This is a genomic window from Actinomycetospora aurantiaca (assembly GCF_037401875.1).
GTDB lineage: Bacteria > Actinomycetota > Actinomycetes > Mycobacteriales > Pseudonocardiaceae > Actinomycetospora > Actinomycetospora aurantiaca.
The window spans coordinates 59,969-85,944 of the sequence record NZ_JBBEGN010000009.1 but is presented as its reverse complement, the minus strand read 5'-3'; the positions used below and the strand labels follow the sequence as shown (position 1 = coordinate 85,944).

Sequence of the window (25,976 nt, the reverse complement as noted above, 5' to 3'; positions counted from 1 at the left end):
GCGGCGATTCGTACGGAGTTGAGCCCGAGCACCGTCACCCCTGCCCCGTCACCCGGTCGATCACGACGGCGGGTTCGCCCGGCGGCGCGGCCCCGGCCCACGCGACGTGCTGGTCCGGCCGCACGAGCACCGCGCCGGCGCCGTAGCGGGCGGCCAGGTCGTCGTCGAGCAGCGGCGCGACGACCAGCGGGACACCGCGCCGCGCGCAGACCTTCTCCAGCTCGGTCGCGTCGTCCCCGGGCCGCGTCAGCAGGGTGAGGCCGGGGCCGAGTACGTCGTAGACGGAACGGCCGTCGGGCAGCCAGGCGTGGGGCAGGCGCTTGCCGGCGTGCGGACCCCCGGCAATCACCGGGGAGCCGCGGTGGTCGAGGTTCAGGACCAGGTCGAGGGCGTGGAACTCGGCGTGCTTGGTCGCCTGGATGCGCTCGTGGGCGGCCCGGCGGGCGTCCTCGCCGGCCGGGGTCGACGCGTCGAGGTCGTCGGCGAGGAGGTCCGTGGAGAGGGTGCGCATGTTGTCCTCCGCAGCGCGGATCACCCGCTCCTGCACCGGGCGGCGCTCGGCCTCGTAGCTCGCGAGCAGGTCCGGCCCGCCCCAGCCCTGCAGCACGGCGGCCAGCTTCCACCCCAGGTCGACGGAGTCCCCGATGCCGGTGTTGAGGCCGTGCCCGCCGAAGGGCGGGTTCAGGTGCGCGGCGTCGCCGGCCAGGAACACGCGGCCGACGCGCAGGGCGTCGACCAGCTGCATCCGCGCGGTCCACGGGTCGGTCGAGAGCACCGTGGCGCCGACCGGCGCCCCGACGGCCGCGTCGACGAGGGCCGGGCCCGCCCGCTCGCCGGTCTCCCGGTCGACGCCGAAGGCGATCATCCACCAGGTGTCGTCCCGGTCGAGCGGGCCGAGGAGCGCGGGGGCGTCCGCGTTCACCGTCCAGTACTGCACCGCCGGCCCGTGCCGCACCCGCGCGGAGAGCCCGGGCGCCCGGAACACCATCCCGTAGTTCGGCCGCAGCGCCCGCTCGCCGACGTAGGCCGCCCCGATCCGGTCGCGCACCACGCTGCGCGGGCCGTCGCAGCCGACGACGAAGTCCGCGGTGACCGCCACCGTCGCGCCGGCCGGGTCCGCGACCTGCACGGTCACCGCGTCGGGCGTCTGCTCCACGTCGACGACGCGGCGGTCGGTGAGCAGCTCGACGCCGTCGAGCTCGTCGACGATCTCGCGCAGCAGTTCCTCGAGGACGAACTGCGGGGCCTGCTGCCCGACCTCCGGGAACCGGTCGCCCTGCGGGGCCAGGCCGAGGACGCCGGTGAAGCGGGACAGCTCGTGGCCGACCAGCGAGGTGCAGAACACGACGTCGGTGGAGAACGCGGGCGAGAGCGGGGCGCGGGCACGCAGCCGGTCGGCCACGCCCCACCGCCGCAGGTGCTCCATGGTGCGGACGTTGACGGTCTTGCACCGGGGGCGGGCGTGCGACACCGTCGCGCGGGGTTCGACCACGACGCACCGGATGCCGCGTCGACCCAGCTCGATCGCGGCGCAGAGCCCGACCGGCCCGCCGCCCGCCACGAGCACCTGCGTCGAGGGCATTCAGTAGGCCTCGGGCAGCAGCACGTCCGCCGGCGGGTTCTCGGGCCGGTACTTGCCGGCCCGCGCACCCTCGTGGATCTCCTCCGCCGACAGCCCCTGGGCCCGCGCCTCGACGATCTTGTCGGCGTCGAACCACTCCCCGATCGGGTTCTCGGCGAACTCGCGGGCCGACCACATCCACTCCTTGGAGGCGGCCCAGTCGCCGAAGCAGTCGTACTGGATCTCCACGCCGTTGCCCTCGGGGTCGGCGTAGTACATCGACATCGTCAGGCCGTGGTCCAGGCACATGAACGGGGTGACGCCGTGGTCGCGCAGCCGGACGTAGTTGTCCAGCCACTGCCCGAACGTCGCGTACTCGAACGCGGTGTGGTGCAGCCCGGCGCTGGTCGACTTGTTCTCGGGGCGGGTGATGGCGGGGTGCGCGATGAGGGCGATGCGGTGGTTCGCCTCGTCGTTGGTCAGCCACGCCGCGGTCTCGGCGTAGTGCACCGGCTGGAGGCCGCAGACCAGCCCGTACCAGCGGACCATCTCGTCGAGCTTGAGGGTCAGGAAGGTCGCGTGGTGCAGCTTCGGCGGGATGATCGGGACGCCGCGGTGGTCGGTCATGGCTTCTCCTGGCGGTCGAGAGACGCGACCCAGTCGAGGACGGTCTCGAGGTACTGCTTCGGGGCGTGCTCGTGCATCGAGTGCGGCGTGTCCGGGAAGGAGCGGTAGTCGATCCGCCCGCCGGCGGCCTCGACGATCTCGCGCGCCCGGCGCGCCTGGTCGTCGGAGGAGGCCCCCACCAGCCGTCCGGCCTCGACGGTGCGGAAGTGGTGGGTGAACAGCACGGGGACGCGGACCTGCTCCAGCATCGTCACGTGGTCGCACGACGCGGTGGCGGTGCCGGAGACGAAGGCCCGGCCCCACTCCGGGTCGTACTCGCGCAGGTTCTGCGGCGGCCCGGCCGCGGGGTCGGCGTCCGGGTCGGGCGGGATCATGGTGGCGAGGTGGCGCAGGATCTCGACGGGGACCGCCGTCGGCATCGCGGCGAGCAGCCCGGGCCAGTCCCCGATCGACCACTGGTCGCCCAGCCAGGCGTTCCACGCGGCGAACACCGGCCCGATCGCCTCGCCGATCCCCGGCCCGACGGCGGGTGCGACCTCGCTCGCGAACAGCGGCGGGTCCTCCCAGACCGCGGCCCGGACCTGGCCCGGCTTCGCGTACGCCGACAGCCACGCCGACAGGACCCCGCCCGACGACATCCCGCTGACGATCGTCGCGCGGCCGATCACGAGGTCGATGAACCGGACGAGGTCCGAGCCGAACAGGTCGAGCGTGTACCGGCCCGGCGTCCACGTCGAGCGTCCCTGACCGCGCAGGTCGACGGCGTGCACGTGGAAGTGCGGGGCGAGCAGCTCCATCGCGGCCTCGTAGCCCCACCACGACTCGGACTGCCCCGGGATCAGCAGCAGCGCCGGTGACGACGCCTCGCCCGCCACCGCGTAGTTCATCCGGACCTCGCCGAGGTCCACGGTGTGCTCGGCGAACGCGTGGCCGACGAAGGTCCCCGCCCGGTCGGCCGCCTCGAGGATCGTCATGACCGGGCCTCCCCGGCCACGAAGCGGTGGTGCATCCGGCCGATGCCGGTGCACCAGGTGTCCAGTTCGTCGCCGTCGGCGAGGAACCGCGGCGGGGTCATGCCGGCCCCGATGCCGGCCGGGGTCCCGGTGAAGACGACGTCGCCGGGGAGCAGGGTCACGATCGCGGAGAGCTCCGCGATCAGGGCCGGGACGGAGAACACCATCTCGCCGGTGCGGCCCTTCTGCATGCTCTCGCCGTTGACGAGGCAGCCCAGCTCGAGGTCGTCGGGGTCGAGGCCGGCGGCCCGCACCTCGTCGACGGTGACGAGCTCCGGCCCGACCGGGGAGAAGCCGGGGAACGACTTGCCCATCCCGAACTGCGCGGGCGGGACCGCGAACTGCGTGACCCGCTCGGAGACGTCCTGCCCGACGGCGAGGCCGGCGACGTGGTCCCACCCCTGGGCGGCCGGGACGTGCCGTCCCCCGGTCCCGATCACGGCGACCAGCTCGACCTCCCAGTCGACCTTCCCGTCCGGGAGCGCGATGTCCCCGCGCGGGCCGGTGAAGCTCGAGGCGTACTTGGTGAAGACCAGCGGCCGGGTCGGCAGGTCCATGCCGGACTCGGCCGCGTGGTCGCGGTAGTTCAGCCCGACCGCGAAGACCTGCGGCGGCCGCGGGACGACGGCGTCGAGCGCGTCCGCGTCCACCGGCTCGGCCCCGGCGAAGGACGCCGTGGCGGCCCACGCGCGGAACTCCGACCAGCGGGGGTAGACGGCCTGGGGATCGGCGGTGAAGCGGCCCGCGCTCGCCTGCTCGACGTCGACGCCGCGGGGCTCCTCCGGGGAGGCCGCGGGATCGAGCAGGACGAGCCGACCGGCCCGGTTGGCGATGCGCACGTCAGGTGTCCTCTCTGGTCACGTCGACGTGACCGGCACCACGAACGTAGAAGGCTAAGTTATAAGATGTCAATGTGCGTTACCGTAGCCCCGTGACGGTGACCAGGGGGACCGGACCGGTGCGCGGCGTGCAGTCGGTGGCCTCGCGCAAGGCGTCCGCGGTGGACCTCGTGCTGCACGAGATCCGGCGGTCGATCCTCAGCGGCGAGCTCCCGCCCGGGCAGCCGTTCACCGTCCCCGCGCTCACCGAGCAACTCGGCGTCAGTCACGTCCCCGTCCGCGAGGCCCTGCGCCAGCTCGAGGCCCAGGGGCTCATCGTCCTGAGCCCCTCGCGCAGCGCCATCGTGACGCCGCTCGACCCGGACGACCTCCGCGCGATCTACCGCCTGCGCACCACACTCGAGCCGGAGCTGGCCGCGCTCTCGGCGCCCGACCGCACCGACGACGAGGTCGACGCGCTCGCCCGCATGGTGCGCGCGACGTTCGGCCAGGTGCCCTCCGAGGCGTTCTGGCAGCCGCACCGCGACTTCCACGCGGCCCTCATCGAGCCGGCGGCGAGCGCCTGGGACCGGCGGACGCTCACCCCGCTCTGGGACGCCTCGGAGCGGTACACCCGGCTCGTCTTCGACCCCGTCGAGGCGCCGGAGTCGTTCGCGCGCCACCGGGCCCACGCCCACGACGAGCTGGTCGACGCCGCCCGCTCACGCGACCCGGAGCGCGTCCGCGCCGCGGTCCGCGCGCACCTCGAGGACAACCTCGCCACGATGCTGGCCGCGATGGGCGCCGTGCGCCCGTGACCTGACTCCCTAAGGGAGGAGCCGGCGGTCCAGGTAGCACCAGCGCCACGACTCGCCCGGCTCGAACGACTCCATGACGGCGTGCCCGGACTCGGTGAAGTGCGACGAGGCGTGCCGGTAGGGGCTGGAGTCGCAGCACCCGACGTGCCCGCAGGTCAGGCACATGCGCAGGTGCGCCCAGACCTCGTACCCGGCGTCGCGGCAGTCCGGGCAGATCAGGCCGGGCGTGCCCCGTTCGACCTGCGGCACCGGCGCGTCGAGGTCCTTCGATGCGATGAGGTGTTCACAGGCGCCCACCTGACCAGGCTACGTGAGCGCGTCACACCACCGAAGTACGTCGCGTGATCGTCTCGTCGCGACCCGGCCCGACCCCGATCGCCGACACCGGCGCCAGGGAGAGCTCCTCGATCCGCTCGACGTAGTCCCGCGCGGCCTGCGGCAGGTCGGCGAAGTCCCGGCACGCCGAGATGTCCTCGAACCACCCGGGCATGCGCTCGTACACCGGCTTCGCGTGGTGCAGGTCGGACTGCGTCATCGGCATGTCGTCGACCCGCTGCCCGTCGATCTCGTAGCCGACGCAGATCGGCACCTCGGGCAGGCTCGACAGGACGTCCAGCTTCGTCAGGAAGATGTCGGTGAGGCCGTTGACCCGGGTCGCGTAGCGGGCGATCACCGCGTCGAACCAGCCGCAGCGCCGCGACCGACCCGTCGTCACCCCGAACTCCCCGCCCTGCTTGCGCAGGTACTCGCCGTCGGCGTCGTGCAGCTCCGTCGGGAACGGGCCGGACCCGACGCGGGTGGTGTAGGCCTTGAGGATCCCGATCACGCGGTCGATGCGGGTCGGCCCGATGCCCGAGCCGGCGGAGGCGCCGCCCGCCGTCGGGTTCGACGAGGTCACGTACGGATAGGTGCCGTGGTCGACGTCGAGCAGCGTCCCCTGCGAGCCCTCGAGCAGCACCGTCTCCCCGCGCTCGAGCGCCTGGTTCAGGGCGAGGCGGGTGTCGGCGATGCGGTGGGAGAAGCCCTCGGACCAGGCGAGCACCTGGTCGGCGACCTCGTCGGGGTCGAGCGCGCGGCGGTTGTAGACCTTCACCAGGACCTGGTTCTTCAGGTCCAGCGCCGCCTCGACCTTCTGCCGGAGGATCTTCTCGTCCAGCAGGTCCTGCACGCGCACACCGACGCGGGCGACCTTGTCCTGGTAGGCGGGCCCGATCCCGCGTCCCGTCGTCCCGATCTTCGACTTGCCCAGGAAGCGCTCGGTGACCTTGTCCATGGCCACGTGGTACGGCATGATCAAGTGCGCGTCGGTCGAGATCAGCAGCTTCGAGGTGTCCACGCCGGTGGCCTCGAGCCCGGCGAGCTCCTCGAGCAGCACGGCCGGGTCGACCACCACGCCGTTGCCGATCACGTTGGTCACGCCCGGGCTGAGGATGCCGCTCGGGATCAGGTGCAGCGCGAACTTCTGGCCGTCCGGGAGCACGACGGTGTGGCCCGCATTGTTGCCGCCCTGGTAGCGGACCACCCAGTCGACCTCGCCGCCGAGGATGTCGGTGGCCTTGCCCTTGCCCTCGTCACCCCACTGGGCACCGATGAGGACGATCGCGGGCATGTGAGACTCCCTGGGGTCGCGTGCTGGTTCCCGCACGAGTCCGCCCCGTGCACCGGAAGGGTAGTCGTCGATGTCCGACCGCCGCGCACCCCCGGACGGCATCGTGGTACTGACCTGCGGCGACGCCGTGCTCCCGGGCCCCTTCCCGACGGCGGCCGTGGTCGCCTGCGCCGGCCCGCCGACCCGCGCGGAGGTCGACCCGCTGCTCGACGACGCCGCTCGGCTCGTGGTCGCCGGGACCGACGCCGACCTCGCCGCCGTCCTCGTGCGCCTGCTGCGCCGGGAGCGGCTGGACCTCCCGGTCGGGTTCGTGCCGGCCCCGTCCTCGGCGGCCGCGGACGTATGGGGGCTGCCGACCGGCACCTCGGCCCTCGAGCTCGCCCTCGACGGTGACGCCGGGCCCGCCCCGCTGATCCGCGACGACCGCGGCGGCGTGGTCGCGGGCGTGCACCGCGTCGGTCCGTTCTCCGGGGTCGCCTACTGCGACGAGCACGAACTCGTCCGCGGGGAGGCCGCCGGGTTGGCGGTGCGGCCGGACGCGGACGCGGCGACCCGCGGGGGCCTCGGACCCGGGGGCGGCGGGGTGGCGGTGACGGTGACGCGCCGTCGCCGGCTGCGGCGACCGGAGGAGCGCGTCACGTTCGGCCGCGCGGCGACCGTGGGCATCCGCCCGGGCACCGCGGCGGCGGCCTCCCGGGACGGCGTGGACGACGCGCGGCCCCTGGAACGGCGGAGCTGGTACCGGCACACCGAGGACTTCCACCTCGTCCGCCGGTGACGGTCGGTGAACGTCCGGGAAACGTGCGGCGTCGTCGGTGGGCGTCCGCCGTGAGCTGTGGCACACCTGCCGTAGCGGTGAGTACGACGTTCGGACCGACCTGGAATGGATCAGGTTCAGGTCACTCACGCGGGGGGTACGGTCTGTTCATGCTGGTCGCGGTGCTCATCCCCCTGCTCCTGCTGGTCGCGGCCGTCCTCCTGGAGCGCTTCGAGTCCCGCGTCCTCGACGTCGGCGCGCGACGCCGTCCGGTGCGTCCGCCGCTGCGCCTCGAGTCACGCCCCGTCGCGGAGCGTCACCTGAAGGCGGTCGAGCCGCTGGTCGTCGACCTCACCCCCGCCGACGTCGTCGACGTCGTCGACGTGGTCGACCGCCCGCTGCCGAAGGCGTCGTAGCGCTCAGCGCCGGCTGGCGGACGCCGCGGACCGTGCGGACTCGCGGTCCATCCCGACGCCGCACAGCAGGTCCGTGACGATCGAGCGCATCTGCGCGACCACCACGTCCGCGGAGAACCCGCCGCCGCGGCGCGGGAGCCGGGCCGCGACGTCGAGCACCGCCACCTCGGCCGCACCGAGCGGGTGCCCGCCCGCCAGGTCGACCCGCAGCAGACCGACCGCGTCGGCCAGCGACCTCAGCGTGGGCGCAACCGTCGTGGACACCTCCTCGCCGTCGGTCACGGCCGACACCGCCCGGCGCACCAGCACCCGGGCGTTGCGCACGGCCAGATCCAGTGGGCCGGTCGCCGTGCGCAGCCGGGAGAGCTCGCCGCGGTGCCGCCGCCGTCCGGGGGCGATCACGGTGATCTCGTAGCCGGCGTCGACGGCGCTGTCGAACGCGTCGACCGCCCGCTGGCTCGCGCGGATCCGCTCCAGCACCCGCGCGCCGGTCGCCGGGTCGGCCGCCTCGATGCTCTCGGCCGCCCCGCGCAGGGCCTCCTCCAGCTCCGCGAGCAGGGTGTCGACGGTGCGGCGCGCGGCGGTCAGCGGGTTCGACGGCAGGAGCGCGGCGACCGCCAGGCCGAGCGCCGCCCCGACCAGGGTGTCGATCCACCGGGAGAAGGCGGCCGAGGTCCCGGGCGGCTGCAGCGTCGCCACGAGCACCGCCGACACCGCGGCCTGGTTGAGCAGCAGCGCACCCACGTCGAACAGCAGCGCGACCAGCAGGGCCAGCGCGACCACCACCGCGATCTGCCACCAGCCGCTGCCGATGACGAGCACGATCCCGTCGCCCACGCCGACCCCGACCGACACCCCGAGGGCCAGCTCCACGCTGCGGCGCAGCCGGTTGGTCACCGAGATGCCGAGGACGAGCACGCAGGCGATCGGGGCGAAGAACGGCAGCTCGTGGCCGACCACGTGCCGCGCGATCGCGAACGCCGCCCCGGCGGCGAGGGCGCACTGCACGACCGGGAGCGCCGCGTCGCGCAGCCGCCGTCGCCGGGTCTCGACGAGGTCGCGGATCCGGCTCACGCGGGCCCCCTGCCCGGGACGAACGACCCGTTCGTGGCCTCGACATGCACGAACGACCCGTCCGTCCCGGTCACGGCGGCGTCTACTCGACGCCCAGGGCGGGCGCCGCCTCCGGGTCGCAGTCGTCGAGCAGGTCGCGGCACCGCGCGGCCTCGTCCACCTCGCCGATCGTCGCCGCCGCCCGGGCGAGCACGGCGACGGCACGCAGGAAGCCCTGGTTGGGCCGGTGGTCCCACGGCACCGGGCCGAAGCCCTTCCACCCGTTGCGGCGGAGCTGGTCCAGCCCGCGGTGGTAGCCGGTGCGCGCGTAGGCGTACGCGGCGATCGTCCGGCCCTCGGCCAGCGCCTGCTCGCCCAGCGTGGCCCACGCCGCGCTCGACGTCGGGTGGTCCGCGGCGACGGCGGCCGGGTCCTCCCCGGCGGCGAGCCGGTCGTCCGGGCCGGGGTCGGCGGGCAGGAGCGTGGGCTGGGGACCGAGCAGGTTGTGGCCGTGCCCGGCGGAGGGACCGGTCGGGATCGTCATGACCCCGATTGTCCCCGCCGCCCCCGAGCCCGCCCCGCCCGCCGTCGTACCACCCACGAATGTGACGTCCGGTGTCAGCATGGCCGCACTGCTGACACCGGGAGGGGGCCTACTTCGCCAGCGACTGCCCCGTCGAGCGGAGGTTCTCGCACGCGGTGACGACGCGCTCGGCCATGCCCTTCTCGGCCGCCTTGAGGTAGGAGCGCGGGTCGTAGACCTTCTTGTCCCCGACCTCGCCGTCGACCTTCAGCACGCCCTCGTAGTTCGAGAACATGTGCCCGGCGATCGGGCGGGTGAAGGCGTACTGGGTGTCGGTGTCGACGTTCATCTTGACCACGCCGTAGTCCAGCGCCTCGTGGATCTCCTCGAGCAGCGAGCCCGAGCCGCCGTGGAAGACCAGGTCGAACGGCTTCGAGTCCTCGGAGAGCCCGAGCTTGCGCGCCGCGACCTCCTGGCCCTCCTTGAGCACCGACGGGCGGAGCTTGACGTTGCCCGGCTTGTAGACGCCGTGCACGTTGCCGAAGGTCGCCGCGAGCAGGTAGCGGCCCTTCTCGCCGGCGCCGAGCGCGTCGACGGTGTGCTCGTAGTCGCCGGGGGCGGTGTAGAGCTTGTCGTTGATGTCGTTGGCGACGCCGTCCTCCTCGCCGCCGACCACGCCGATCTCGATCTCCAGGATGATCTTCGCCTTGGCGGCCTTCTCCAGGAGCTCCTGGGCGATCTCGAGGTTCTCGTGCAGCTCGACCGCGGAGCCGTCCCACATGTGCGACTGGAACAGCGGGTTCCGCCCGGCGTCCACGCGCTCCTGCGAGAGGGCGATCAGCGGGCGCACGAAGCCGTCCAGCTTGTCCTTCGGGCAGTGGTCGGTGTGCAGCGCGACGTTGATCGAGTACTGCTCGGCGACGACGTGGGCGAACTCGGCCAGCGCGCTCGCGCCCACCACCATGTCCTTGACCGACTGCCCGGACCCGAACTCCGACCCGCCGGTGGAGAACTGGATGATGCCGTCGCTCTCGGCCTCCGCGAACCCGCGCAGCGCGGCGTTGATCGTCTCCGACGAGGTGCAGTTGATCGCCGGGTACGCGAAGCGGTTCGCCTTCGCCCGGTCGAGCATCTCGGTGTAGACCTCGGGGGTCGCGATCGGCATGAGGTGGCTCCCTGGTGCGGTTCGTGTCGTCGGCGGTACTGGGGACCCCGCTCGCGGCCCGCAGTATGCCCGTCCACCTCGGGTGTCCGCTGCCTCCCGAGGTCCGCGCCGGACGTGACCGATCTCCCCCGTTCGGCGGTGCCCCGGTCGAAGCGGATGTGGTGTCCCGTTTTCCGGGTGCGGGACCGGGACGGGGTGTCGGAGGGCTGGTCTATCGTCGGAGGCGTGGTCGAGCCGGTCGAGAGTGCGATCGAACGCACACTGGGCAGCCTGCGGGCGCTCGACGCCATGACCGGGGCCGAGGCGTCGGTCGTGCACCCCGCCGCCCCGCCCGCCCGCGGCGAGCAGACGCGCGCCGGCTCCCGCCCGCCGATCGGTCCGCCCGGGCCGACGCACCCGCCCGCCCCGCGCCCCGCGCCGGGCCCACCGCCCCCCGGTCTCCTCCCGGCCGCGCCCCCGCCCTCCGAGCCCGCCGCCGACGGCCCGCGCACCCTCGAGGACCTCTACCGCGAGCACCGGATGCGGTTCGTGCGGCTCGCGATCCTGCTGGTGGACGACCCGGCGACCGCGGAGGACGTCGTCCAGGAGGCGTTCACGGGCCTGCACCGGCACTGGACCCGGCTGCGCGACGAGAACGCGGCGCTGGGCTACCTGCGCACCGCGGTCGTCAACGGGTCGCGCTCGGTGCTGCGCCGGCGGCGCACCGCGCGGGAGTACACCCCGCCCCACACCGCCGACGCGCGGTCGGCGGAGTCGCTGGCGATGCTCTCCGCGGAGCACCAGGCCGTGGTCTCGGCGCTGGGGCAGCTCCCGCGCCGCCAGCGCGAGGTCCTGGTCCTGCGCTACTACGGCGGGCTCTCCGAGGCCGAGATCGCCGAGGCCACCGGGATCAGCCGCGGCACCGTGAAGTCCACCGCCAGCCGCGGCCTGGACGCGATCTCGAAGATCGTGGGCGGGGCCCCCTGACCCCGCCCTGAGGCGGGCCGCCCGCCGCGCCCAGGGGTGTCGACCCCTGGGGCCGGGCCGGAGCGCATGGTTACGATCGCCCGCGATGGATGACGAGCGGCTGCTGTCCGAGGCGCTGCGGGCCCACGCGGCGGGCGGCGTGTCGACGCCGCGCGCCGTCCCGCCGACGTCGGAGTCCCCCGGCCAGGCCCCCGCCGACCCCGCGGGCGGCCGCTCGCGCCGGTTCCGCCCGCTCGGCCGCCGGAAGCACCAGGACGCGCCCGCCGACCCCCCGACCACCCGCTCCCCGGTCCGGGCGGACGTCCCGGCACCGCGGTCGGGCAGCACCGCGTTCCCCCCGCCCGGCGCCCGGCCCGGCCCCCCGCGCCCGGCGTACCCCCCGCAGGGGCCGGCCGGGGCCCGGCCCGGCCCGCCGTCGGGACCCTTCTCCGCCCACGCCGCCTACTCCGCGTACCCGCAGGGCCCGCGCCCCGCCCCCGTGGCGGCCCCGCCCGTGGACGGACCGGGCACCTGGAGCGCCGCCACCGTGACCTGGTGGGCGGTCGTGTCGCTGCTGGCCGGCGGGTCGGTCGGCGCCGCGATCGGGGTGCTCTCCCTGCTGCTCCCGGCCTGACCGGCCGGGCACCGTGCGTCATCGTCCGTGACACCGGTGGGCGGATCGCCCGGGTGCACACGAATCGCCGGGGCGCGCCCAGTACCGTGATGAGGCGTGACGCTCGCCGACGCGACCACGGTCGTCGCCCTGGGCCCGCAGTGGCTGGATCCGCAGTACATCATCTCCAGCCTCGGGCCGTGGGCCCTGCTGGGCGTGGCGCTGATCCTCTTCGCCGAGTGCGGCCTGCTGATCGGGTTCTTCCTGCCGGGTGACTCGCTGCTGTTCATCACCGGCCTCGCCGTGACCACCGGGTTGATCGACACCCCGCTGTGGCTGGTCTGCGTGGTGCTCGTGGTGGCGGCCTTCGCGGGCAACGTCGTCGGGTACGGGATCGGCCACAAGGCCGGGCCCGCCATCTTCGACAAGCCCGACTCGCGGCTGTTCAAGCGGGAGAACGTCGACCGCACGCAGAAGTTCTTCGACAAGTACGGCAACCGGGCCATCGTGCTCGGCCGCTTCGTGCCGATCGTCCGCACGTTCATCACGGTCATGGCCGGCGTCGGGCGGATGGACGCGAAGCGGTTCATGACCTTCTCGGCGATCGGCGCCGTGCTGTGGGCCGCCGGGGTGACCCTGCTCGGCGCGGTGCTCGGGCAGTTCGAGTTCGTCAAGGACAACATCGAGGCGATGCTGATCCTCGTCGTCGTGATCTCGCTGATCCCGATCCTGGTCGAGCTGATCCAGGCCCGGCGGGAGAAGAAGCTGGGCGCCCAGGGGCTCGCGGAGCAGACCCTCGACGGCGCGAACGAGGACGCCCCCACCCAGCAGATCCGCCGTCCCGGCGCCTGACGTCAGGTCGCGTGCTCGCGGATCCACGCGTGCATCGCGATCCCGGCGGCGACGCCCGCGTTGATCGAGCGGGTGGAGCCGAACTGGGCGATCGAGACGACCAGGTCGGCGCCCGCGACCGCCTCGGCGGACAGCCCGGTGCCCTCCTGCCCGAACAGCAGGACGCAGGCGCGTGGCAGCCGTGTGGACTCGAGGGGCTCCGCGCCCGGACCGTTGTCCACCGCCACGACGACGAGGCTCTCACCGCGGGCCCACGTCACGAGGTCGTCGACGTCCGGGTGGTGCACGATGTGCTGGTACCGGTCGGTGACCATCGCTCCCCGCCGGTTCCACCGTCGCCGGCCGACGACGTGCACCGCGGCGGCCAGGAACGCGTTCGCCGTGCGCACGATCGTCCCGATGTTCGCGTCGTGGCGGAGGTTCTCGATGGCCACGTGGAACGGGTGCCGGCGGGTGTCGAGGTCCGCGACGACCGCCTCCCGCCGCCAGTAGCGGTAGCGGTCGACGACGTTGCGGCGGTCGCCGTGCTCGAGTAGCTCCGGGTCGTAGTGCGGGTCGGTCGGCCACGGTCCCTCCCACGGCCCGACCCCCACCTCCGGGGCGCCCGCCGTCCACTCGGTCGGGCCGGGCCCGTCGTCGTCGGGACCCGGCCCGGTCACTCCAGGCCCAGGTCCGCGAGCCCGAGCAGCGCACGGTAGGGCACGCCGCGCGCCTGGATCACCTCGGCCGCGCCGGTGGCCCGGTCGACGATCGTCGCGACGCCGACCACCTCCGCGCCGGCCTCCCGCAGCGCGTCCAGCGCGGTCACCGGGCTGCCGCCCGTGGTCGAGGTGTCCTCGACGACCAGCACCCGCCGGCCGGCGACGTCCGGGCCCTCGACGCGCCGCTGCATGCCGTGGCCCTTGGCCTCCTTGCGGACCACGAAGGCGTCGATCGGGCGGCCCGGCGCATGCATGATCGCGGCCCCGACGGGGTCGGCGCCCATCGTCAGCCCGCCCGCGGCGTCGTAGGTCCAGTCCGCGGTCATCTCCCGCAGCAGGCGCCCGATCAGCGGCGCGGCCTCGTGGTGGAGGCTGATCCGCCGCATGTCGACGTAGTAGTCGGCCTCGCGGCCCGACGACAGCACCACCCGCCCGTGCACGACGGCGAGCTCGCGCGCGAGCCCGGCGAGCCGGGCCCGGGCCGGCCCGTCGACGTCGGGGCCGCCCCCGACGGTGGCGACGGCGCGGTCGGCGGGGGCTCCGGGCAGCGGGGCGTGCGACGACGACATGCCCGCCATTGTGGTCGTGGCTCTCAGGTCCGCACCGCGGGGCCACGCGGGTCCACCGCGTGGCGCATCCACCGGTGGGTGCGGCTGGAGGGGTCCGACGAGGCCGCGGCCATGAGGCGCTGCCGCAGCGTCGTCACCGGCTCGCGCAGCAGCCCGAGCGCGACGTCCCGGGGCCGGATCACGTCCGCGTGCCGGGCCCGCAGCTCCCGCAGGAACGCGTGCTGCAGAGCGATGTTGCGCCGGAACGCCGTCGAGGTGACCGACCCGGTGGCCAGGCGGAACGCCGAGAGCGTGCGCGGCAGCCCGTAGAACCCGCCCTGCTCGACCAGCCGGGCGGCCAGGGCGACGTCGAGCGCGTACGGGTTGTCCGGGAAACCGCCGACCGCGTCGTACGCCGCCCGCCGGAACAGCATGTTGCCGGGGACGCCCAGGGGACTGCCGCGGTGCCGGACGATCCGCCGGACGACCGTGGTCGCGTCCTGCCGCCCGACGAGGTCGGGGGTCCGCAGCGCGCGGTCGCGGGACAGGACGACGTCGTCGTCGTCCACCAGGTCGTGCCGGCACGACACGAGCGGGACGTCCGGCTCGGCGTCGAGCACCGCGACCTGCTCGGCGAGGGCGGACGGGTAGATCAGGTCGTCCGCGTTGACCACCTTGACCAGCGGCGCCCGCGCGAGGGCCACCGCGCGCCGGAAGTTCTCCGGGGCGGGCACGGTCGCGGCGTTGCGCTCCAGGCGCACCCGCGGGTCGTCGAACGACCGGACGACGTCGGCCGACCCGTCCGTGCAGGCGTTGTCGAGGACCACCAGCTCGAGGTCGGCGAACGTCTGCGCGAGGACGCTCGCGACGGTCCGTCCGATGTACCGCTCCTTCTGGTACAGCGGGACGACCACCGACACCCGGGGCGTCCGGCCGGCCCCCGTCGCGTTCACCGGCGCATCCTGTCCAGCACGAACGCGCTGGTCAAACGCCCGCGACCGGTTCGTCCGGGTCCGTCCCCGACGTCCGGTTCTCAGCCGCGGCCGGACGCGCTGCGCCGCGCGATGCGGCGCACCAGGCCGAGCGGCGCCACCCGGGCGAGTGCCACGATGCCCTTGTAGAGCGGGTGCGGGATCGACACGGCGCGCGCGGCGGCGAAGTCCGCGAGCGCGACGCGGACGACGTAGTCCGGCTCCATCCACGCGAACGCCGGCCCGGTCCGGGCCTGCCCGAAGCGCTGGTGGAACTCGGTCTTCACGTAACCCGGACAGAGCGCCATGACGTGCACCCCGGTGCCCGCGACCGTGCGCGCGAGGCTCTGCGACAGCGTCGTCACGTACGCCTTGCCCGCGCCGTACACCGAGCCGCGGCCGGGCAGGAAGCCCGCGACGCTGGAGACGTTGAGGACGCCGCCCCTCCCGCGCGCGATCATCCCGGGCAGGGCGACCCGCGTCAGGCGGAGCACGGTGGTCACGTTGACCTCGTGGTTCGCTGCGAGCACGTCGAGGTCGGTGTCGACGAACTCGCCCGCGGTCCCGTAGCCGGCGTTGTTCACCAGCAGGTCCACCGGGCGCTCGTCCGCGGCCAGCCGCTGCTCCACGGCGAGCCGCGACGCCGGGTCGGCGAGGTCGGCGACCAGCACCTCCGCGCCGCCGAGGCGGTCGGCCAGCGCCTGCAGCCGGGCCTCGTCGCGGGCCACCAGCACGAGGTCGTAGCCCGCGGCGGCGAGCTGGACGGCGAACTCGGCGCCCAGGCCCGAGCTCGCCCCGGTCACGAGGGCGGTGCCGCTCACCGCCCGCGGAACTTCCCGCTGCGCCACGTGCTCCCCTGCGAGGAGCGCGGCTCGTCCCGGCCGGGGCCCCGGTCGGGTTCCGGGTCGTCGCTCTCCAGGTCGTACGGGATGTCGGCGGGCCGGTCGCGGTGGGTCGCGGCGCCGGACCGGGTGTACGGGCTCGTGTCGTCGTCGCCCGCGGCGAAGCGCTCGAGGTCCTCGTCGAAGTCCTCGTCGAGATCGTCGTCAGAAGCGTCGGGGCGGTCCGGGCGGTCCGTGTCGCGGCGCCCGGCTCCCGGCCGCCCGACCACGGTGGTCGGCGCGTCGTCGTCCTCGCGCTCGACGGTCTCGGTGCGGGACTCGTCCGCGGGGCTGCCGACCGGCGGGACCGCCCGCTCCGGCTCGCGCCGCCCGGACTCCCGGGACCCGACGACGGTGGTGGGGGCGTCGTCCTGCTCGGGCTCCGGCCGGCCGGTGCCGCCCGCTCCGCCCGGACCGCCGACTCCGCCGACTCCGCTGTCCCTGCCCTCGACGGCCTCCTTGATCGCCGCCGACACCTCGACGAGCGACTCGATCAGCCCCTCGACCCGGTCCGGGTCGGCCTCCGGCTCGATCGACGCGAGCACCCAGGTGTCCTCGGCCCACACCAGCGGCACGTCGGCGCCGACCCGGTCCGCGGCGTCGGTGACCCCGCGGGTCAGCAGCCGCCGGCCCTCCATCGCGTTCGAGACGAACGCGTAGCGGCGCCCGACCTGCCCGAGGTTGTCGAGCTCGTCGTCGTCCGGGCGGGGCGACTCCGGCAGCCGCAGCTCGATCGCGACCGGCACCGCGACGGTGCCGCGCACCGCGGCGATCGTCGCCACGGTCCGCCCGTCCTGCTCCTGGTCGAAGATGCAGCCCAGCCGGCGCCCGCCGGGACCGGGCACGGCGCCCTTCGCGACGTCGTAGGCCTGGCGCGGCCCGTCGCCGCGCAGCGTCCCGTAGCGCCACGCGTGCGGGGGCGAGGACAGCGCGTCGGTGAACTCCCAGCCCTTGGACGCCGCCCACTCCTGCCGGTCGTTCCCCCGGCGTTCCGGGCGGGCGCGGTCGTACCAGAGCAGCAGCGCACCGCCGGCTGCGGCGACCAGCGCCACGACGAACCAGATCCAGGCAGGCACCCGCCGAGCGTAGGCCCGTGCCCCACCCCGATGGGGGAGGACACTCGGAGTGACCGGGCCTTTCTCGGGGCTAGGCTCGGCTCGGTGCACGCCACCCTCGTCGCGCGCGACGTCTCGGCCGTCCACGGCGCGCGCACCGTGTTCGCCGGCGCCGACCTCACCGTCTCCGCGGGCGAGGTCGTCGGGCTCGTCGGGGCGAACGGCGCCGGCAAGTCCACGCTCCTGCGCGTCCTCGCCGGGCTCGAGACGCCGGACGCCGGGACGGTCGAGCTCTCCCCGCCCACCGCCACCGTCGGTCACCTGCCCCAGGAACCCGCACCCCGGGCGGGCGAGACCGTCGAGGGGTTCCTCGCCCGCCGGACCGGGGTCGCCGCCGCGCAGGCCGAGCTGGACGCGGCCACGGCGGAGCTCGAGGCCGGTGGTGACGGCGAGCGCTACTCCGTGGCTCTCGAACGCTGGCTCGACCTGGGCGCCGCCGACCTGGCCGACCGGGTGCCCGAGGTGGCCGACGACCTCGGGCTCGCGCTCGGGCTGGACACCCCGATGACGACGCTCTCCGGTGGCCAGGCCGCCCGGGTCAACCTCGCCGCGCTGCTGCTCGCCCGCTTCGACGTGTTCCTGCTCGACGAGCCCACGAACGACCTCGACCTCGCGGGGCTCACCCGCCTCGAGCGCTTCGTGACCGAGCTGCGCGCCCCGACCGTGCTGGTCAGCCACGACCGCGAGTTCCTCGCCCGCACCGTCACCGGCGTCCTCGAGCTCGACCTCGCCCAGCAGCAGGTGGCGTTATACGGCGGCGGGTACGACGCCTACCTCGCCGAGCGCGCCGTGGCCCGCCGGCACGCCCGCGAGGCCTACGAGGAGTACGCCGACAAGCGGTCCGCGCTCGAGAGCCGCATGCAGACCCAGCGCAACTGGCTCGAGCACGGCGTGCGCAATGCCCGGCGCAAGGGCGCGGGGCGCTCCGACAACGACAAGAACGCCCGCAAGGTCCGCGCGGAGTCCACCGAGAAGCAGGCGTCGAAGGTCGCGCAGTCGCAGCGGAGGATCGAGCGCCTGGAGGTCGTCGAGGAGCCCCGCAAGGAGTGGGAGCTCCGGATGACGATCGCGACCGCGCCCCGCTCCGGCACGGTGGTGGCGTCGCTGTCGGACGCGGTCGTGCGGCGGGGCGACTTCACCCTCGGCCCGGTGACGCTGCAGCTCGACCAGGCCGACCGCGTCGTCGTCACCGGCGCCAACGGGGCGGGCAAGTCCACCCTGCTCGGCCTGCTGCTCGGCCGGGTCGTTCCCGACGCCGGGTCGGCGCAGCTGGGCTCCTCGGTCGTCGTCGGGGAGGTGGACCAGGCCCGCTCCTCGTTCGCCTCCGGCACGTTGCTCGACGCGTTCTCCCGGGAGCCGGAGGTCGACCGCTGGCCGACGTCCGAGGTGCGGACGCTGCTGGCGAAGTTCGGGCTGGGCGCCGAGCACGTGCACCGTCCGGCCGACTCGCTCTCGCCCGGGGAGCGCACCCGCGCCGCCCTGGCCCTGCTGCAGGCCCGCGGCGTGAACCTGCTGGTCCTCGACGAGCCCACCAACCACCTCGACCTCCCGGCGATCGAGCAGCTGGAGTCCGCGCTCGAGTCGTTCCCCGGCACCGTCCTGCTGGTCACCCACGACCGCCGGATGCTCGACACCGTCCGCACCACGCGGCACTGGCACGTCGAGGCGGGCCGGGTCACCGAGACCTCCGGATGAGAGTCCTCTCATCGGCCCGTCATCGAGGGCTCATCGACGAGGCCGAGGATTCCGACCATGCGCTCCCGCCTCGCCGCCGCCCTGCTGCTCGCCTCGCTCGCCGGGCTCGCCGCGTGCGACACCTCGAGCGCCCCGCCCCTGCCGGCGCCGGTCTCGGTGCCCTCGGCGGTGCCCGGGGCCCCGGCGGACGACGAGGACGACAGCGGCACGGTGGCGCCGCCCCCCGCGGGGCAGGACCAGGATGACGACGGTCCCGACGGGCCCGACGACGACGGACCGGACGACGACAACTGAGTCCCGGGGCGGGCGGCTCTCCGCCCGCCTCCGGATCGTCGCCTGGGTCCTGCTCGTGGTGCTGGCGAGCCTCGCGGTGGTCACGCTCGTGACCTGGCGGCTCTCCGTCGCCGAGACCGACACGCGGATGGACGCGGCGCTGCGCACCGAGGTCGACGAGTTCACCGCGCTCACGGCCTCGGGCCGGGACCCGTCGTCGGGAACGCCGTTCGGGACGGTCGACGCGGTCCTGCAGACCGCGATCACCTACAACCTCGCGCGGCCGAACGAGAAGTTCCTCGGCTACGTCGACGGGGTGTTCCGGTTCCAGAGCCGGCAGGCGAGCCCGGTCCTGCTGTCCGCCGACCCGGCGTTCACCGCGCTCGTCGGGCCCGTCACCGAGCCGACGGCCGGTACCTACGCCAGTGCCGCCGGCGAGGTGCGCTACCTCGCCGTCCCCGTGACGCTGACCGGCGCCCCGGGCCGCGGGGTACTCGTGGCCGCGTACTTCGCCGACCAGGAGCGGGAGGCGGCGGACGACGCCGCGCTGCTCATGGTCGGGGTCGGCGCGGTCACGGCCCTGCTCGCGGCCGGCGGGGCGTGGTTCGTGGCGGGCCGGATCCTGGCGCCGGTGCGCTCGGTCGCCCGCACGGCCCGGGCGATCACCGAGACCGACCTGTCCGCCCGCATCCGGGTCGAGACCGGCCGCGACGAGATGGGGGACCTGGTGAGCGCGGTCAACGCGATGCTCGACCGGCTCGAGGCGGGCGCCACGGAGCAGCGGCGCTTCGTCGACGACGCGGGCCACGAGCTGCGGACCCCGATCACGATCGTGCGGGGCCACCTCGACGTCGTCGACCCCGGCGACCCCGCGGACGTCCGCGAGGCCCTCGCGCTGGTCGACGACGAGCTGGAGCGGATGAACCGCATCGTCGCCGACCTCCTCGTGCTCGCGAAGGCCGAGCAACCGGCCTTCGTGCGCCCGGAGCCGACCGACGTCGACGCACTGGTCGAGGAGACGCTGGCCAAGGCCCGGGGGCTCGGCGACCGCCACTGGGGGGTCGTGAAGTCCGTCGGCGGCCTCGTCCAGGCCCTCGACGCGCAGCGGATCACCCAGGCACTGCTGGCGCTGGCCGACAACGCCGTCGCCCACACCGTGCCGGCCGACCGCATCGTCCTCGGGGCCGCGATGAGCGGCGGAGTGCTCGAGCTCCGGGTCTCCGACACCGGGATCGGGGTGGCGGACGCCGACCGGGACCGCATCTTCGCCCGCTTCGCCCGCGGGGGCGGGGCGCGGCGGTCCGAGGGCGCGGGACTCGGCCTCGCCGTCGTCGGCGCCATCGCCGCGGCGCACGGCGGCCGCGTCGCACTGTCCGACGGGGTCGGCGCGGGCCGGCCCGGCGAGAGCGGTCCCGGCGCCACCTTCACCCTCGTCATCCCGTTCCGGGCGGAGTGGTCGTGAGCAGCATCCTGATCGCCGAGGACGAGCCCCGGATCGCGTCGTTCGTCGAGAAGGGCCTGCGGGGCGCGGGGTTCGCCTGCACGACCGTCGGCGACGGCGTGGCCGCCCGCGACCAGGCCCTCTCCGGGCACTTCGACCTGCTGGTCCTCGACATCGGGCTGCCCGGGATGGACGGCTTCGGGGTGCTGTCGGAGCTGCGCGGCTCCGGGTCGCGGCTCCCCGTGATCGTGCTGACCGCCCGCGACTCGATCACCGACACGGTCGCCGGCCTCGAGGGCGGCGCGGACGACTACATGGCCAAGCCGTTCCGCTTCGAGGAGCTGCTGGCGCGGGTGCGCCGGCGGCTGGCCGACTCGTCGGGCGAGGTGACGGTGCTGCGGCACGGCTCGCTGTCGCTGGACGTGCGGACGCGGCAGGCGACGGTGGACGGGGTGACCGTGGACCTCTCGGCGCGCGAGTACGTGCTGGCCGAGACGTTCCTGCGCCACCCCGGGCAGGTGCTCTCCCGCGAGCAGCTGCTCTCCCGGGTCTGGGGCTACGACTTCGACCCGGGCTCCAACGTCGTCGACGTCTACGTCCGCTACCTGCGCCGCAAGATCGGCGCCGACCGGATCGCCACCGTCCGCGGGATGGGGTACCGGCTCGTCTGAGCGGCCCTGGCACCCGCCGGATGCCAGCAATGCGTCGCTGCTTGCACTGGACGCCAGAGAAGCCACATCGTCGCGGCCCCTCGTGACGGTGCCGCCTTCCCTGGCACTGGGTGCGAGCAGTGACGCATTGCTGTCAGTCGTCCCAGCGGTCGTCCGCGTCGTCGTCCCGGTCGTCCAGGTCGTCGTCCAGGTCGTCGTCGCGGTCGTCCAGGTCGTCCCGGTCGTCGTCCCGGTCGTCGTCCCGGTCGTCGTCCCAGCGGTCATCCAGGTCGTCGTCCCCGAGCGGGGCCGGCGGCACCACGGGGGCCGGCGGCGCGATCGGCGTGTCCGCGGACATCTCGGTGATGCCCGGGACGGCGACGCCGGCCGGCAGCGGGGCGTCGTCACCGCCGGCGCAGCCGGACAGCAGGACGACGCCGGCGGCGGCGGCGCCGAGGACGAGCAGGCGGGTGCGGGTCATGGCAGGTCTCCCGGTGATCGGGGCGGGCACCTCGCCCGCCCTCGAGAACCACTCTCGGGACCGGCGGTGAGGGCTCCGGGAGACCGCGATGAGGGCCCTCTCATCGACGTTGTTCCTGAATCAGTACTTGTCTGTTAGTTTTCGGGACCATGGCGAACCGACGAGCGTGGACCGGGCTCGCCGTCCTGGCCCTGCCGACCCTGCTGCTCTCGCTCGACATGAGCGTGCTCTACCTCGCGCTGCCGGCGATGAGCGCGGACCTCGACCTCGGGCCGACCGAGCAGCTCTGGGCGATGGACGTCTACGGCTTCATGATCGCCGGGTTCCTGGTCACGATGGGCACCCTCGGCGACCGCATCGGCCGCCGACGGCTGCTGCTGATCGGCGGCGCGGCGTTCGCGGTGGCCTCCGTGGTCGCGGCCTTCGCCGACTCCGCCGCCACGCTGATCGCCGCCCGCGCCGTGCTGGGCATCGCCGGGGCGACGCTGATGCCCTCGACGCTCGCCCTGATCAGCACGATGTTCCCCGACCCGCGCGCCCGCGCGTCGGCGATCGCGATCTGGATGAGCTGCTTCATGGGCGGCATGACCGTCGGTCCGCTGGCCGGGGGGCTGCTGCTCGAGGCGTTCTGGTGGGGCGCGGCGTTCCTGCTCGGGGTGCCGGTGATGGCGGTGCTGCTGGTCGCGGGCCCGCTGCTGCTGCCCGAGGCCCGCGACGACGGGGCCGGCCGGATCGACCTGGTCAGCGTCGCGCTGTCGCTCGGGACGGTCCTGCCCGTCGTCTACGCCCTCAAGGAGTTCGCGACGGCGGGTCCGGCCCCCGGCCCGCTCGCGGCGCTCGTCGTCGGGACCGCCGTCGGGGTGGCGTTCGTGCGGCGGCAGCTGCGCCTGGACGACCCCCTGCTGGACCTGCGCCTGTTCCGCCGCCGCGCGGTGTCCGGGGCGCTCGGGCTGAATCTCGCCGGCGGGGTCGTGATGGCGGGGACGTTCCTGCTGGCGACGCAGTGGTTCCAGCTGGTCGCCGGGCTAACGGTGCTCCAGGCGGGGCTGATCCTGGCGCCGCTGCAGCTCGCGATGATCGTCGCGACCAACGCCGCCCCTCGTCTGGCGGGCCGGCTGCGCCCGGCGACCGTGATCGCGGGCGGGCTGGCCCTGGCCGGGTGCGGTCTGCTGGCGCTGACCACGCTCGAGGTGGGCAGTTCGCCGTGGCTGCTGGTCGGCGCGTTCCTGGTGACGTCGATGGGCGTCGCCGCTCCGGCCGCGCTCGGCACCGACCTGGTCGTCGGGTCGGTGCCCGCGGAGAAGGCCGGCAGCGCCGGGGCCCTGTCGGAGACCAGCGGCGAGATGGGGATCGCGCTCGGCGTCGCGACCCTCGGCAGCCTCGCCGCCGTCGTCTACCGCTCGACCATCACCCTCCCGGCCGGCGTCCCGCCGTCGACGGCGGACGCCGCCCGCCAGAGCCTCGAGGCCGCGACGCGCACCGGCGACCCGGGCGTGCTCGACGCCGCCCGCGACGCCTTCACCGTCGGGCTCGCCACGACGGCGGGCGTCGGCGGCGTCGTCTTCCTCGTCCTCTCCGGGGTCGCCCTCTGGGCGCTGCGCTCCGTCCCGCCCATCACCGCCTCCCCCGACGACGAGCCGGTGCCGGCAGGCGAGCCGGTCGCGGCCTGACCCTGGGAACGAGCGAAGGGCCCCTCCGGTCGATCTACTCGATCGGAGGGGCCCTTCGCTCATCCGGTGCCGGACCGGCGGTGGGCGCCCTTCGCCCGTCTACCCGACCGAAAAGGCCCTTCGCTCAGCGGGGCCGAGCCGTCAGGCCCGCGTGACCGTCAGCGCGCCCGTCCCGTGCTCGGCGTCCTTGTCGAGGTCCACCCGGACGGTGTCGCCCTCGCGGACCTCGCCGCCCAGCAGTTCCTGGGCGAGCTGGTCGCCGATCGCGGACTGCACCAGCCGGCGCAGCGGCCGGGCGCCGTAGAGCGGGTCGAATCCCTGCAGGGCCAGCCACTCCTTCGCGGCGTCCGTGACGTCCAGCGTGAGCCGGCGCCCGGACAGGCGGGTGGCCAGCCGCTGGATCTGGATGTCGACGATGGAGGTGAGCTCCTCGGTGGACAGCGCGTGGAACACCACCACGTCGTCGAGCCGGTTGAGGAACTCCGGCTTGAACGACCGCTTGACGACCTCCATCACCTTCTCGCGCCGCCCGGCGTCGTCGAGCGCGGAGTCCATCAGCGCCGCGGAGCCGAGGTTGGAGGTCAGCACGAGGATGGTGTTGCGGAAGTCGACGGTCCGGCCCTGGCCGTCGGTCAGGCGCCCGTCGTCGAGCACCTGCAGGAGCACGTCGAACACGTCCGGGTGGGCCTTCTCGACCTCGTCGAGCAGCACCACCGCGTACGGGCGGCGCCGCACGGCCTCGGTGAGCTGGCCGCCCTGGTCGTAGCCGACGTAGCCGGGGGGCGCCCCGACGAGCCGCGCGACGGAGTGCTTCTCGCCGTACTCGCTCATGTCGATGCGGATCATCGCCCGCTCGTCGTCGAACAGGAACGCCGCGAGCGCCTTCGCCAGCTCGGTCTTGCCGACGCCGGTGGGACCGAGGAACAGGAACGAGCCGGTGGGACGGTCGGGGTCGGCGATGCCGGCCCGCGTGCGGCGCACCGCGTCCGACACCGCCCGGACGGCCTCGGACTGCCCGACGACCCGGGCGGCGAGCTCGTCCTCCATGCGCAGCAGCTTCGCCGTCTCGCCCTCGAGCAGGCGGCCCGCCGGGATGCCGGTCCACGCGGACACGACGTCCGCGACGTCGTCCGGTCCGACCTCCTCCTTGAGCATGACCGGTCCGGCGGCCGTCGTGGCGGCCTCCGCCTCGGCGAACTGCTTCTCGACGGCGGGGATGTCCCGGTAGCGCAGGCGGGCGACGGTCTCGTAGTCGCCGTCGCGCTCGGCCCGGTCGGCCTCGCCGCGCAACGACTCCAGCCGCTCCTTGAGGTCGCGGATCGAGTTGATGGAGTCCTTCTCGCCCTGCCACCGGGCGGTGAGCGCGGACAGCTCCTCGCGCTTCTCGGCGAGCTCGGCGCGCAGGGCACCGAGCCGCTCGGCGGACGCGGCGTCGGACTCCTTGGCCAGCGCCATCTCCTCGATCTCGAGGCGGCGGACCGCGCGCTCCACCTCGTCGATCTCCACCGGCCGCGAGTCGATCTCCATCCGCAGGTGCGAGGCGGCCTCGTCGACCAGGTCGATCGCCTTGTCGGGCAGGAACCGGGCGGTGATGTACCGGTCGGACAGCGCGGCGGCGGCGACGAGCGCGGCGTCGGTGATGCGCACGCCGTGGTGCACCTCGTAGCGCTCCTTGAGCCCGCGCAGGATGCCGACGGTGTCCTCCACCGAGGGCTCGCCGACGAGGACCTGCTGGAAGCGGCGCTCCAGCGCCGGGTCGGACTCGATGTGCTTGCGGTACTCGTCCAGCGTCGTGGCGCCGACCATCCGCAGCTCGCCGCGCGCCAGCATCGGCTTGATCATGTTGCCGGCGTCCATCGCGGACTCGCCGGTGGCGCCCGCTCCGACGATCGTGTGCAGCTCGTCGATGAAGGTGATCACCTGACCCGCGGAGTCGGTGATCTCGCCGAGGACGGCCTTGAGCCGCTCCTCGAACTCGCCGCGGTACTTCGCGCCCGCGACCATCGACCCGAGGTCCAGCGCGACGACGCGCTTGTCGCGCAGCGACTCGGGGACGTCACCGGCGACGATGCGCTGCGCCAGGCCCTCGACGATCGCGGTCTTCCCGACGCCGGGTTCGCCGATCAGCACCGGGTTGTTCTTCGTGCGCCGCGACAGCACCTGCACGACGCGCCGGATCTCGGCGTCGCGGCCGACGACGGGGTCGAGCGCGCCGGAGCGGGCCCGCTCGGTGAGGTCCTGGCCGTACTTCTCCAGGGCCTGGAAGGTGCCCTCCGGGTCGGGCGAGGTGATCCGCGTCGAGCCCCGGACCTTGCCGAACGCCTCCTGCAGCGCCTCCGGCGTCGCGCCGTGGCGGGTGAGGACGCCCGCCGTCCGGCCGCCCGCGGCGGCGATGCCGACCAGCAGGTGCTCGGTGGACACGTACTCGTCGCCCATGTCGGCCGCGAGCTGCTGGGCGTGCGCGAGGACCCGGGCCGAGTCGCCGTCGAACTGCGGGGCCGAGACCCCGGAGCCGGTGGCGCTCGGCATCGACGCGATCAGCCGCTCGGACTCCCCGCGCACGGCGTCCGGGTCGGCCGACACGGCGCGCAGCAGCGGCAGGGTGATGCCGTCGGTCTGATCGAGCAGGGCGACGAGGAGGTGCGCCGGCGACACCTGGGGGTGCCCGGACGCGGTGGCGGCGCGGACCGCGGCGGACACCGCCTGCTGGGTCCGCGTCGTCGGCGAGAAGTCCATCGGGAGCCTTTCTGGGGAGGAGCGGTACGGGTGGTCGTGACTCT

Annotated in this window: 27 protein-coding genes; 11 read left to right on the top strand and 16 right to left on the bottom strand. The window is 74.4% G+C overall.

The genetic code is table 11. The features are described 5' to 3' along the window. Nucleotides 1-34 precede the first annotated feature (34 nt). From WCD74_RS18495 to WCD74_RS18480, 4 genes are read right to left on the bottom strand one after another with little or no spacing between them, the layout of a single operon-like run. On the bottom strand, nucleotides 35-1,582 hold the full coding sequence (locus tag WCD74_RS18495) for an FAD-dependent monooxygenase (protein WP_337696342.1): 1,548 nt from the start codon (nucleotides 1,580-1,582) through the stop codon (nucleotides 35-37). Continuing rightward, a complete protein-coding gene (locus WCD74_RS18490) occupies nucleotides 1,583-2,188 on the bottom strand; it encodes a VOC family protein (protein ID WP_337696341.1) in 606 nt (201 codons plus the stop codon). Then, entirely contained in the window at nucleotides 2,185-3,162 is a 978-nt protein-coding gene (locus WCD74_RS18485; RefSeq protein ID WP_337696340.1) for an alpha/beta fold hydrolase, read from the bottom strand. Before WCD74_RS18485 ends, WCD74_RS18490 begins: the two co-directional genes overlap by 4 nt. Next, nucleotides 3,159-4,040: a fumarylacetoacetate hydrolase family protein gene (locus WCD74_RS18480; RefSeq protein WP_337696339.1), complete on the bottom strand. Its 882-nt coding sequence runs from the start codon at nucleotides 4,038-4,040 to the stop codon at nucleotides 3,159-3,161. The genes WCD74_RS18485 and WCD74_RS18480 overlap by 4 nt, the downstream gene beginning before the upstream one ends. A 92-nt stretch (nucleotides 4,041-4,132) precedes the next feature. Here WCD74_RS18480 and WCD74_RS18475 point away from each other — a divergent pair, with 92 nt between their 5' ends. Next, nucleotides 4,133-4,837 carry a GntR family transcriptional regulator gene (locus tag WCD74_RS18475; RefSeq protein WP_337696338.1) on the top strand — a complete coding sequence of 235 codons (705 nt, stop codon included), beginning with the start codon at nucleotides 4,133-4,135 and terminating at the stop codon, nucleotides 4,835-4,837. 9 nt (nucleotides 4,838-4,846) lie between these two features. Here the strand turns inward: WCD74_RS18475 and WCD74_RS18470 are convergent, their stop codons facing one another. Both WCD74_RS18470 and WCD74_RS18465 read right to left on the bottom strand, forming a co-directional pair. Beyond that, entirely contained in the window at nucleotides 4,847-5,134 is a 288-nt protein-coding gene (locus WCD74_RS18470) for a UBP-type zinc finger domain-containing protein (protein ID WP_337696337.1), read from the bottom strand. Between the two features lie 22 nt (nucleotides 5,135-5,156). Next, a complete protein-coding gene (locus tag WCD74_RS18465; protein WP_337696336.1) occupies nucleotides 5,157-6,446 on the bottom strand; it encodes an adenylosuccinate synthase in 1,290 nt (429 codons plus the stop codon). Nucleotides 6,447-6,516: 70 nt separating this feature from the next. Between WCD74_RS18465 and WCD74_RS18460 the strand changes: the two genes are divergently transcribed. Both WCD74_RS18460 and WCD74_RS18455 read left to right on the top strand, forming a co-directional pair. After that, nucleotides 6,517-7,224 carry a hypothetical protein gene (locus WCD74_RS18460; RefSeq protein WP_337696335.1) on the top strand — a complete coding sequence of 236 codons (708 nt, stop codon included), beginning with the start codon at nucleotides 6,517-6,519 and terminating at the stop codon, nucleotides 7,222-7,224. 149 nt (nucleotides 7,225-7,373) lie between these two features. Next, nucleotides 7,374-7,619 carry a hypothetical protein gene (locus WCD74_RS18455; RefSeq protein ID WP_337696334.1) on the top strand — a complete coding sequence of 82 codons (246 nt, stop codon included), beginning with the start codon at nucleotides 7,374-7,376 and terminating at the stop codon, nucleotides 7,617-7,619. Nucleotides 7,620-7,622: 3 nt separating this feature from the next. Here WCD74_RS18455 and WCD74_RS18450 read toward each other — a convergent pair whose 3' ends face one another. The 3 genes from WCD74_RS18450 to fbaA form a co-directional block, all read right to left on the bottom strand. Next, a complete protein-coding gene (locus WCD74_RS18450; RefSeq protein ID WP_337696333.1) occupies nucleotides 7,623-8,693 on the bottom strand; it encodes an FUSC family protein in 1,071 nt (356 codons plus the stop codon). An 82-nt stretch (nucleotides 8,694-8,775) separates the two neighbouring features. Further along, the gene (locus tag WCD74_RS18445; RefSeq protein ID WP_337696332.1) at nucleotides 8,776-9,216 is read right to left on the bottom strand and encodes a DUF3151 domain-containing protein; all 441 of its coding nucleotides are present in this window, start codon (nucleotides 9,214-9,216) and stop codon (nucleotides 8,776-8,778) included. Between the two features lie 109 nt (nucleotides 9,217-9,325). After that, nucleotides 9,326-10,360: a class II fructose-bisphosphate aldolase gene (gene fbaA / locus WCD74_RS18440; RefSeq protein ID WP_337696331.1), complete on the bottom strand. Its 1,035-nt coding sequence runs from the start codon at nucleotides 10,358-10,360 to the stop codon at nucleotides 9,326-9,328. A 312-nt stretch (nucleotides 10,361-10,672) separates the two neighbouring features. Here fbaA and WCD74_RS18435 point away from each other — a divergent pair, with 312 nt between their 5' ends. The 3 genes from WCD74_RS18435 to WCD74_RS18425 all read left to right on the top strand — a co-directional run bounded on the left by WCD74_RS18435 (nucleotide 10,673) and on the right by WCD74_RS18425 (nucleotide 12,770). Then, on the top strand, nucleotides 10,673-11,326 hold the full coding sequence (locus WCD74_RS18435; protein ID WP_373696101.1) for a SigE family RNA polymerase sigma factor: 654 nt from the start codon (nucleotides 10,673-10,675) through the stop codon (nucleotides 11,324-11,326). A gap of 85 nt (nucleotides 11,327-11,411) precedes the next feature. Further along, on the top strand, nucleotides 11,412-11,939 hold the full coding sequence (locus tag WCD74_RS18430) for a flagellar biosynthesis protein FlhF (RefSeq protein WP_337696329.1): 528 nt from the start codon (nucleotides 11,412-11,414) through the stop codon (nucleotides 11,937-11,939). A 96-nt stretch (nucleotides 11,940-12,035) separates the two neighbouring features. Further along, nucleotides 12,036-12,770, top strand: coding sequence for a DedA family protein (locus tag WCD74_RS18425; RefSeq protein ID WP_337696328.1), 735 nt, complete (start codon nucleotides 12,036-12,038; stop codon nucleotides 12,768-12,770). Between the two features lie 2 nt (nucleotides 12,771-12,772). Here the strand turns inward: WCD74_RS18425 and WCD74_RS18420 are convergent, their stop codons facing one another. The 5 genes from WCD74_RS18420 to WCD74_RS18400 all read right to left on the bottom strand — a co-directional run bounded on the left by WCD74_RS18420 (nucleotide 12,773) and on the right by WCD74_RS18400 (nucleotide 16,947). Next, a complete protein-coding gene (locus tag WCD74_RS18420) occupies nucleotides 12,773-13,429 on the bottom strand; it encodes a TrmH family RNA methyltransferase (RefSeq protein WP_337696327.1) in 657 nt (218 codons plus the stop codon). Next, a complete protein-coding gene (gene pyrE / locus WCD74_RS18415; protein WP_337696326.1) occupies nucleotides 13,426-14,040 on the bottom strand; it encodes an orotate phosphoribosyltransferase in 615 nt (204 codons plus the stop codon). Before pyrE ends, WCD74_RS18420 begins: the two co-directional genes overlap by 4 nt. 23 nt (nucleotides 14,041-14,063) lie before the next feature. Further along, nucleotides 14,064-14,972: a glycosyltransferase family 2 protein gene (locus WCD74_RS18410; RefSeq protein WP_337696325.1), complete on the bottom strand. Its 909-nt coding sequence runs from the start codon at nucleotides 14,970-14,972 to the stop codon at nucleotides 14,064-14,066. Between the two features lie 80 nt (nucleotides 14,973-15,052). Then, nucleotides 15,053-15,811: an SDR family NAD(P)-dependent oxidoreductase gene (locus WCD74_RS18405; RefSeq protein ID WP_337696324.1), complete on the bottom strand. Its 759-nt coding sequence runs from the start codon at nucleotides 15,809-15,811 to the stop codon at nucleotides 15,053-15,055. Next, on the bottom strand, nucleotides 15,808-16,947 hold the full coding sequence (locus tag WCD74_RS18400; RefSeq protein WP_337696323.1) for a TtfA family protein: 1,140 nt from the start codon (nucleotides 16,945-16,947) through the stop codon (nucleotides 15,808-15,810). Before WCD74_RS18400 ends, WCD74_RS18405 begins: the two co-directional genes overlap by 4 nt. An 84-nt stretch (nucleotides 16,948-17,031) precedes the next feature. On the opposite strand from WCD74_RS18400, the gene WCD74_RS18395 reads away from it, so the two are divergent. From WCD74_RS18395 to WCD74_RS18380, 4 genes are read left to right on the top strand one after another with little or no spacing between them, the layout of a single operon-like run. Further along, a complete protein-coding gene (locus WCD74_RS18395) occupies nucleotides 17,032-18,681 on the top strand; it encodes an ABC-F family ATP-binding cassette domain-containing protein (protein ID WP_337696322.1) in 1,650 nt (549 codons plus the stop codon). Nucleotides 18,682-18,738: 57 nt separating this feature from the next. Next, the gene (locus tag WCD74_RS18390; RefSeq protein WP_337696321.1) at nucleotides 18,739-18,975 is read left to right on the top strand and encodes a hypothetical protein; all 237 of its coding nucleotides are present in this window, start codon (nucleotides 18,739-18,741) and stop codon (nucleotides 18,973-18,975) included. Then, complete coding sequence (locus WCD74_RS18385) at nucleotides 18,923-20,416, top strand: sensor histidine kinase (RefSeq protein WP_337696320.1); 1,494 nt, start codon at nucleotides 18,923-18,925, stop codon at nucleotides 20,414-20,416. The genes WCD74_RS18390 and WCD74_RS18385 overlap by 53 nt, the downstream gene beginning before the upstream one ends. Further along, the gene (locus WCD74_RS18380; protein WP_337696319.1) at nucleotides 20,413-21,066 is read left to right on the top strand and encodes a response regulator transcription factor; all 654 of its coding nucleotides are present in this window, start codon (nucleotides 20,413-20,415) and stop codon (nucleotides 21,064-21,066) included. The genes WCD74_RS18385 and WCD74_RS18380 overlap by 4 nt, the downstream gene beginning before the upstream one ends. Before the next feature lie 133 nt (nucleotides 21,067-21,199). On the opposite strand, the gene WCD74_RS18375 is transcribed toward WCD74_RS18380, so the two are convergent. Beyond that, nucleotides 21,200-21,526 (bottom strand): hypothetical protein, encoded by a 327-nt coding sequence (locus WCD74_RS18375; protein ID WP_337696318.1) that lies wholly within the window; start codon nucleotides 21,524-21,526, stop codon nucleotides 21,200-21,202. A 149-nt stretch (nucleotides 21,527-21,675) separates the two neighbouring features. Between WCD74_RS18375 and WCD74_RS18370 the strand changes: the two genes are divergently transcribed. Further along, nucleotides 21,676-23,196 carry an MFS transporter gene (locus WCD74_RS18370; protein WP_337696317.1) on the top strand — a complete coding sequence of 507 codons (1,521 nt, stop codon included), beginning with the start codon at nucleotides 21,676-21,678 and terminating at the stop codon, nucleotides 23,194-23,196. A gap of 141 nt (nucleotides 23,197-23,337) precedes the next feature. Here WCD74_RS18370 and clpB read toward each other — a convergent pair whose 3' ends face one another. Further along, nucleotides 23,338-25,932, bottom strand: coding sequence for an ATP-dependent chaperone ClpB (gene clpB / locus WCD74_RS18365; protein ID WP_337696316.1), 2,595 nt, complete (start codon nucleotides 25,930-25,932; stop codon nucleotides 23,338-23,340). Nucleotides 25,933-25,976 lie beyond the last annotated feature (44 nt).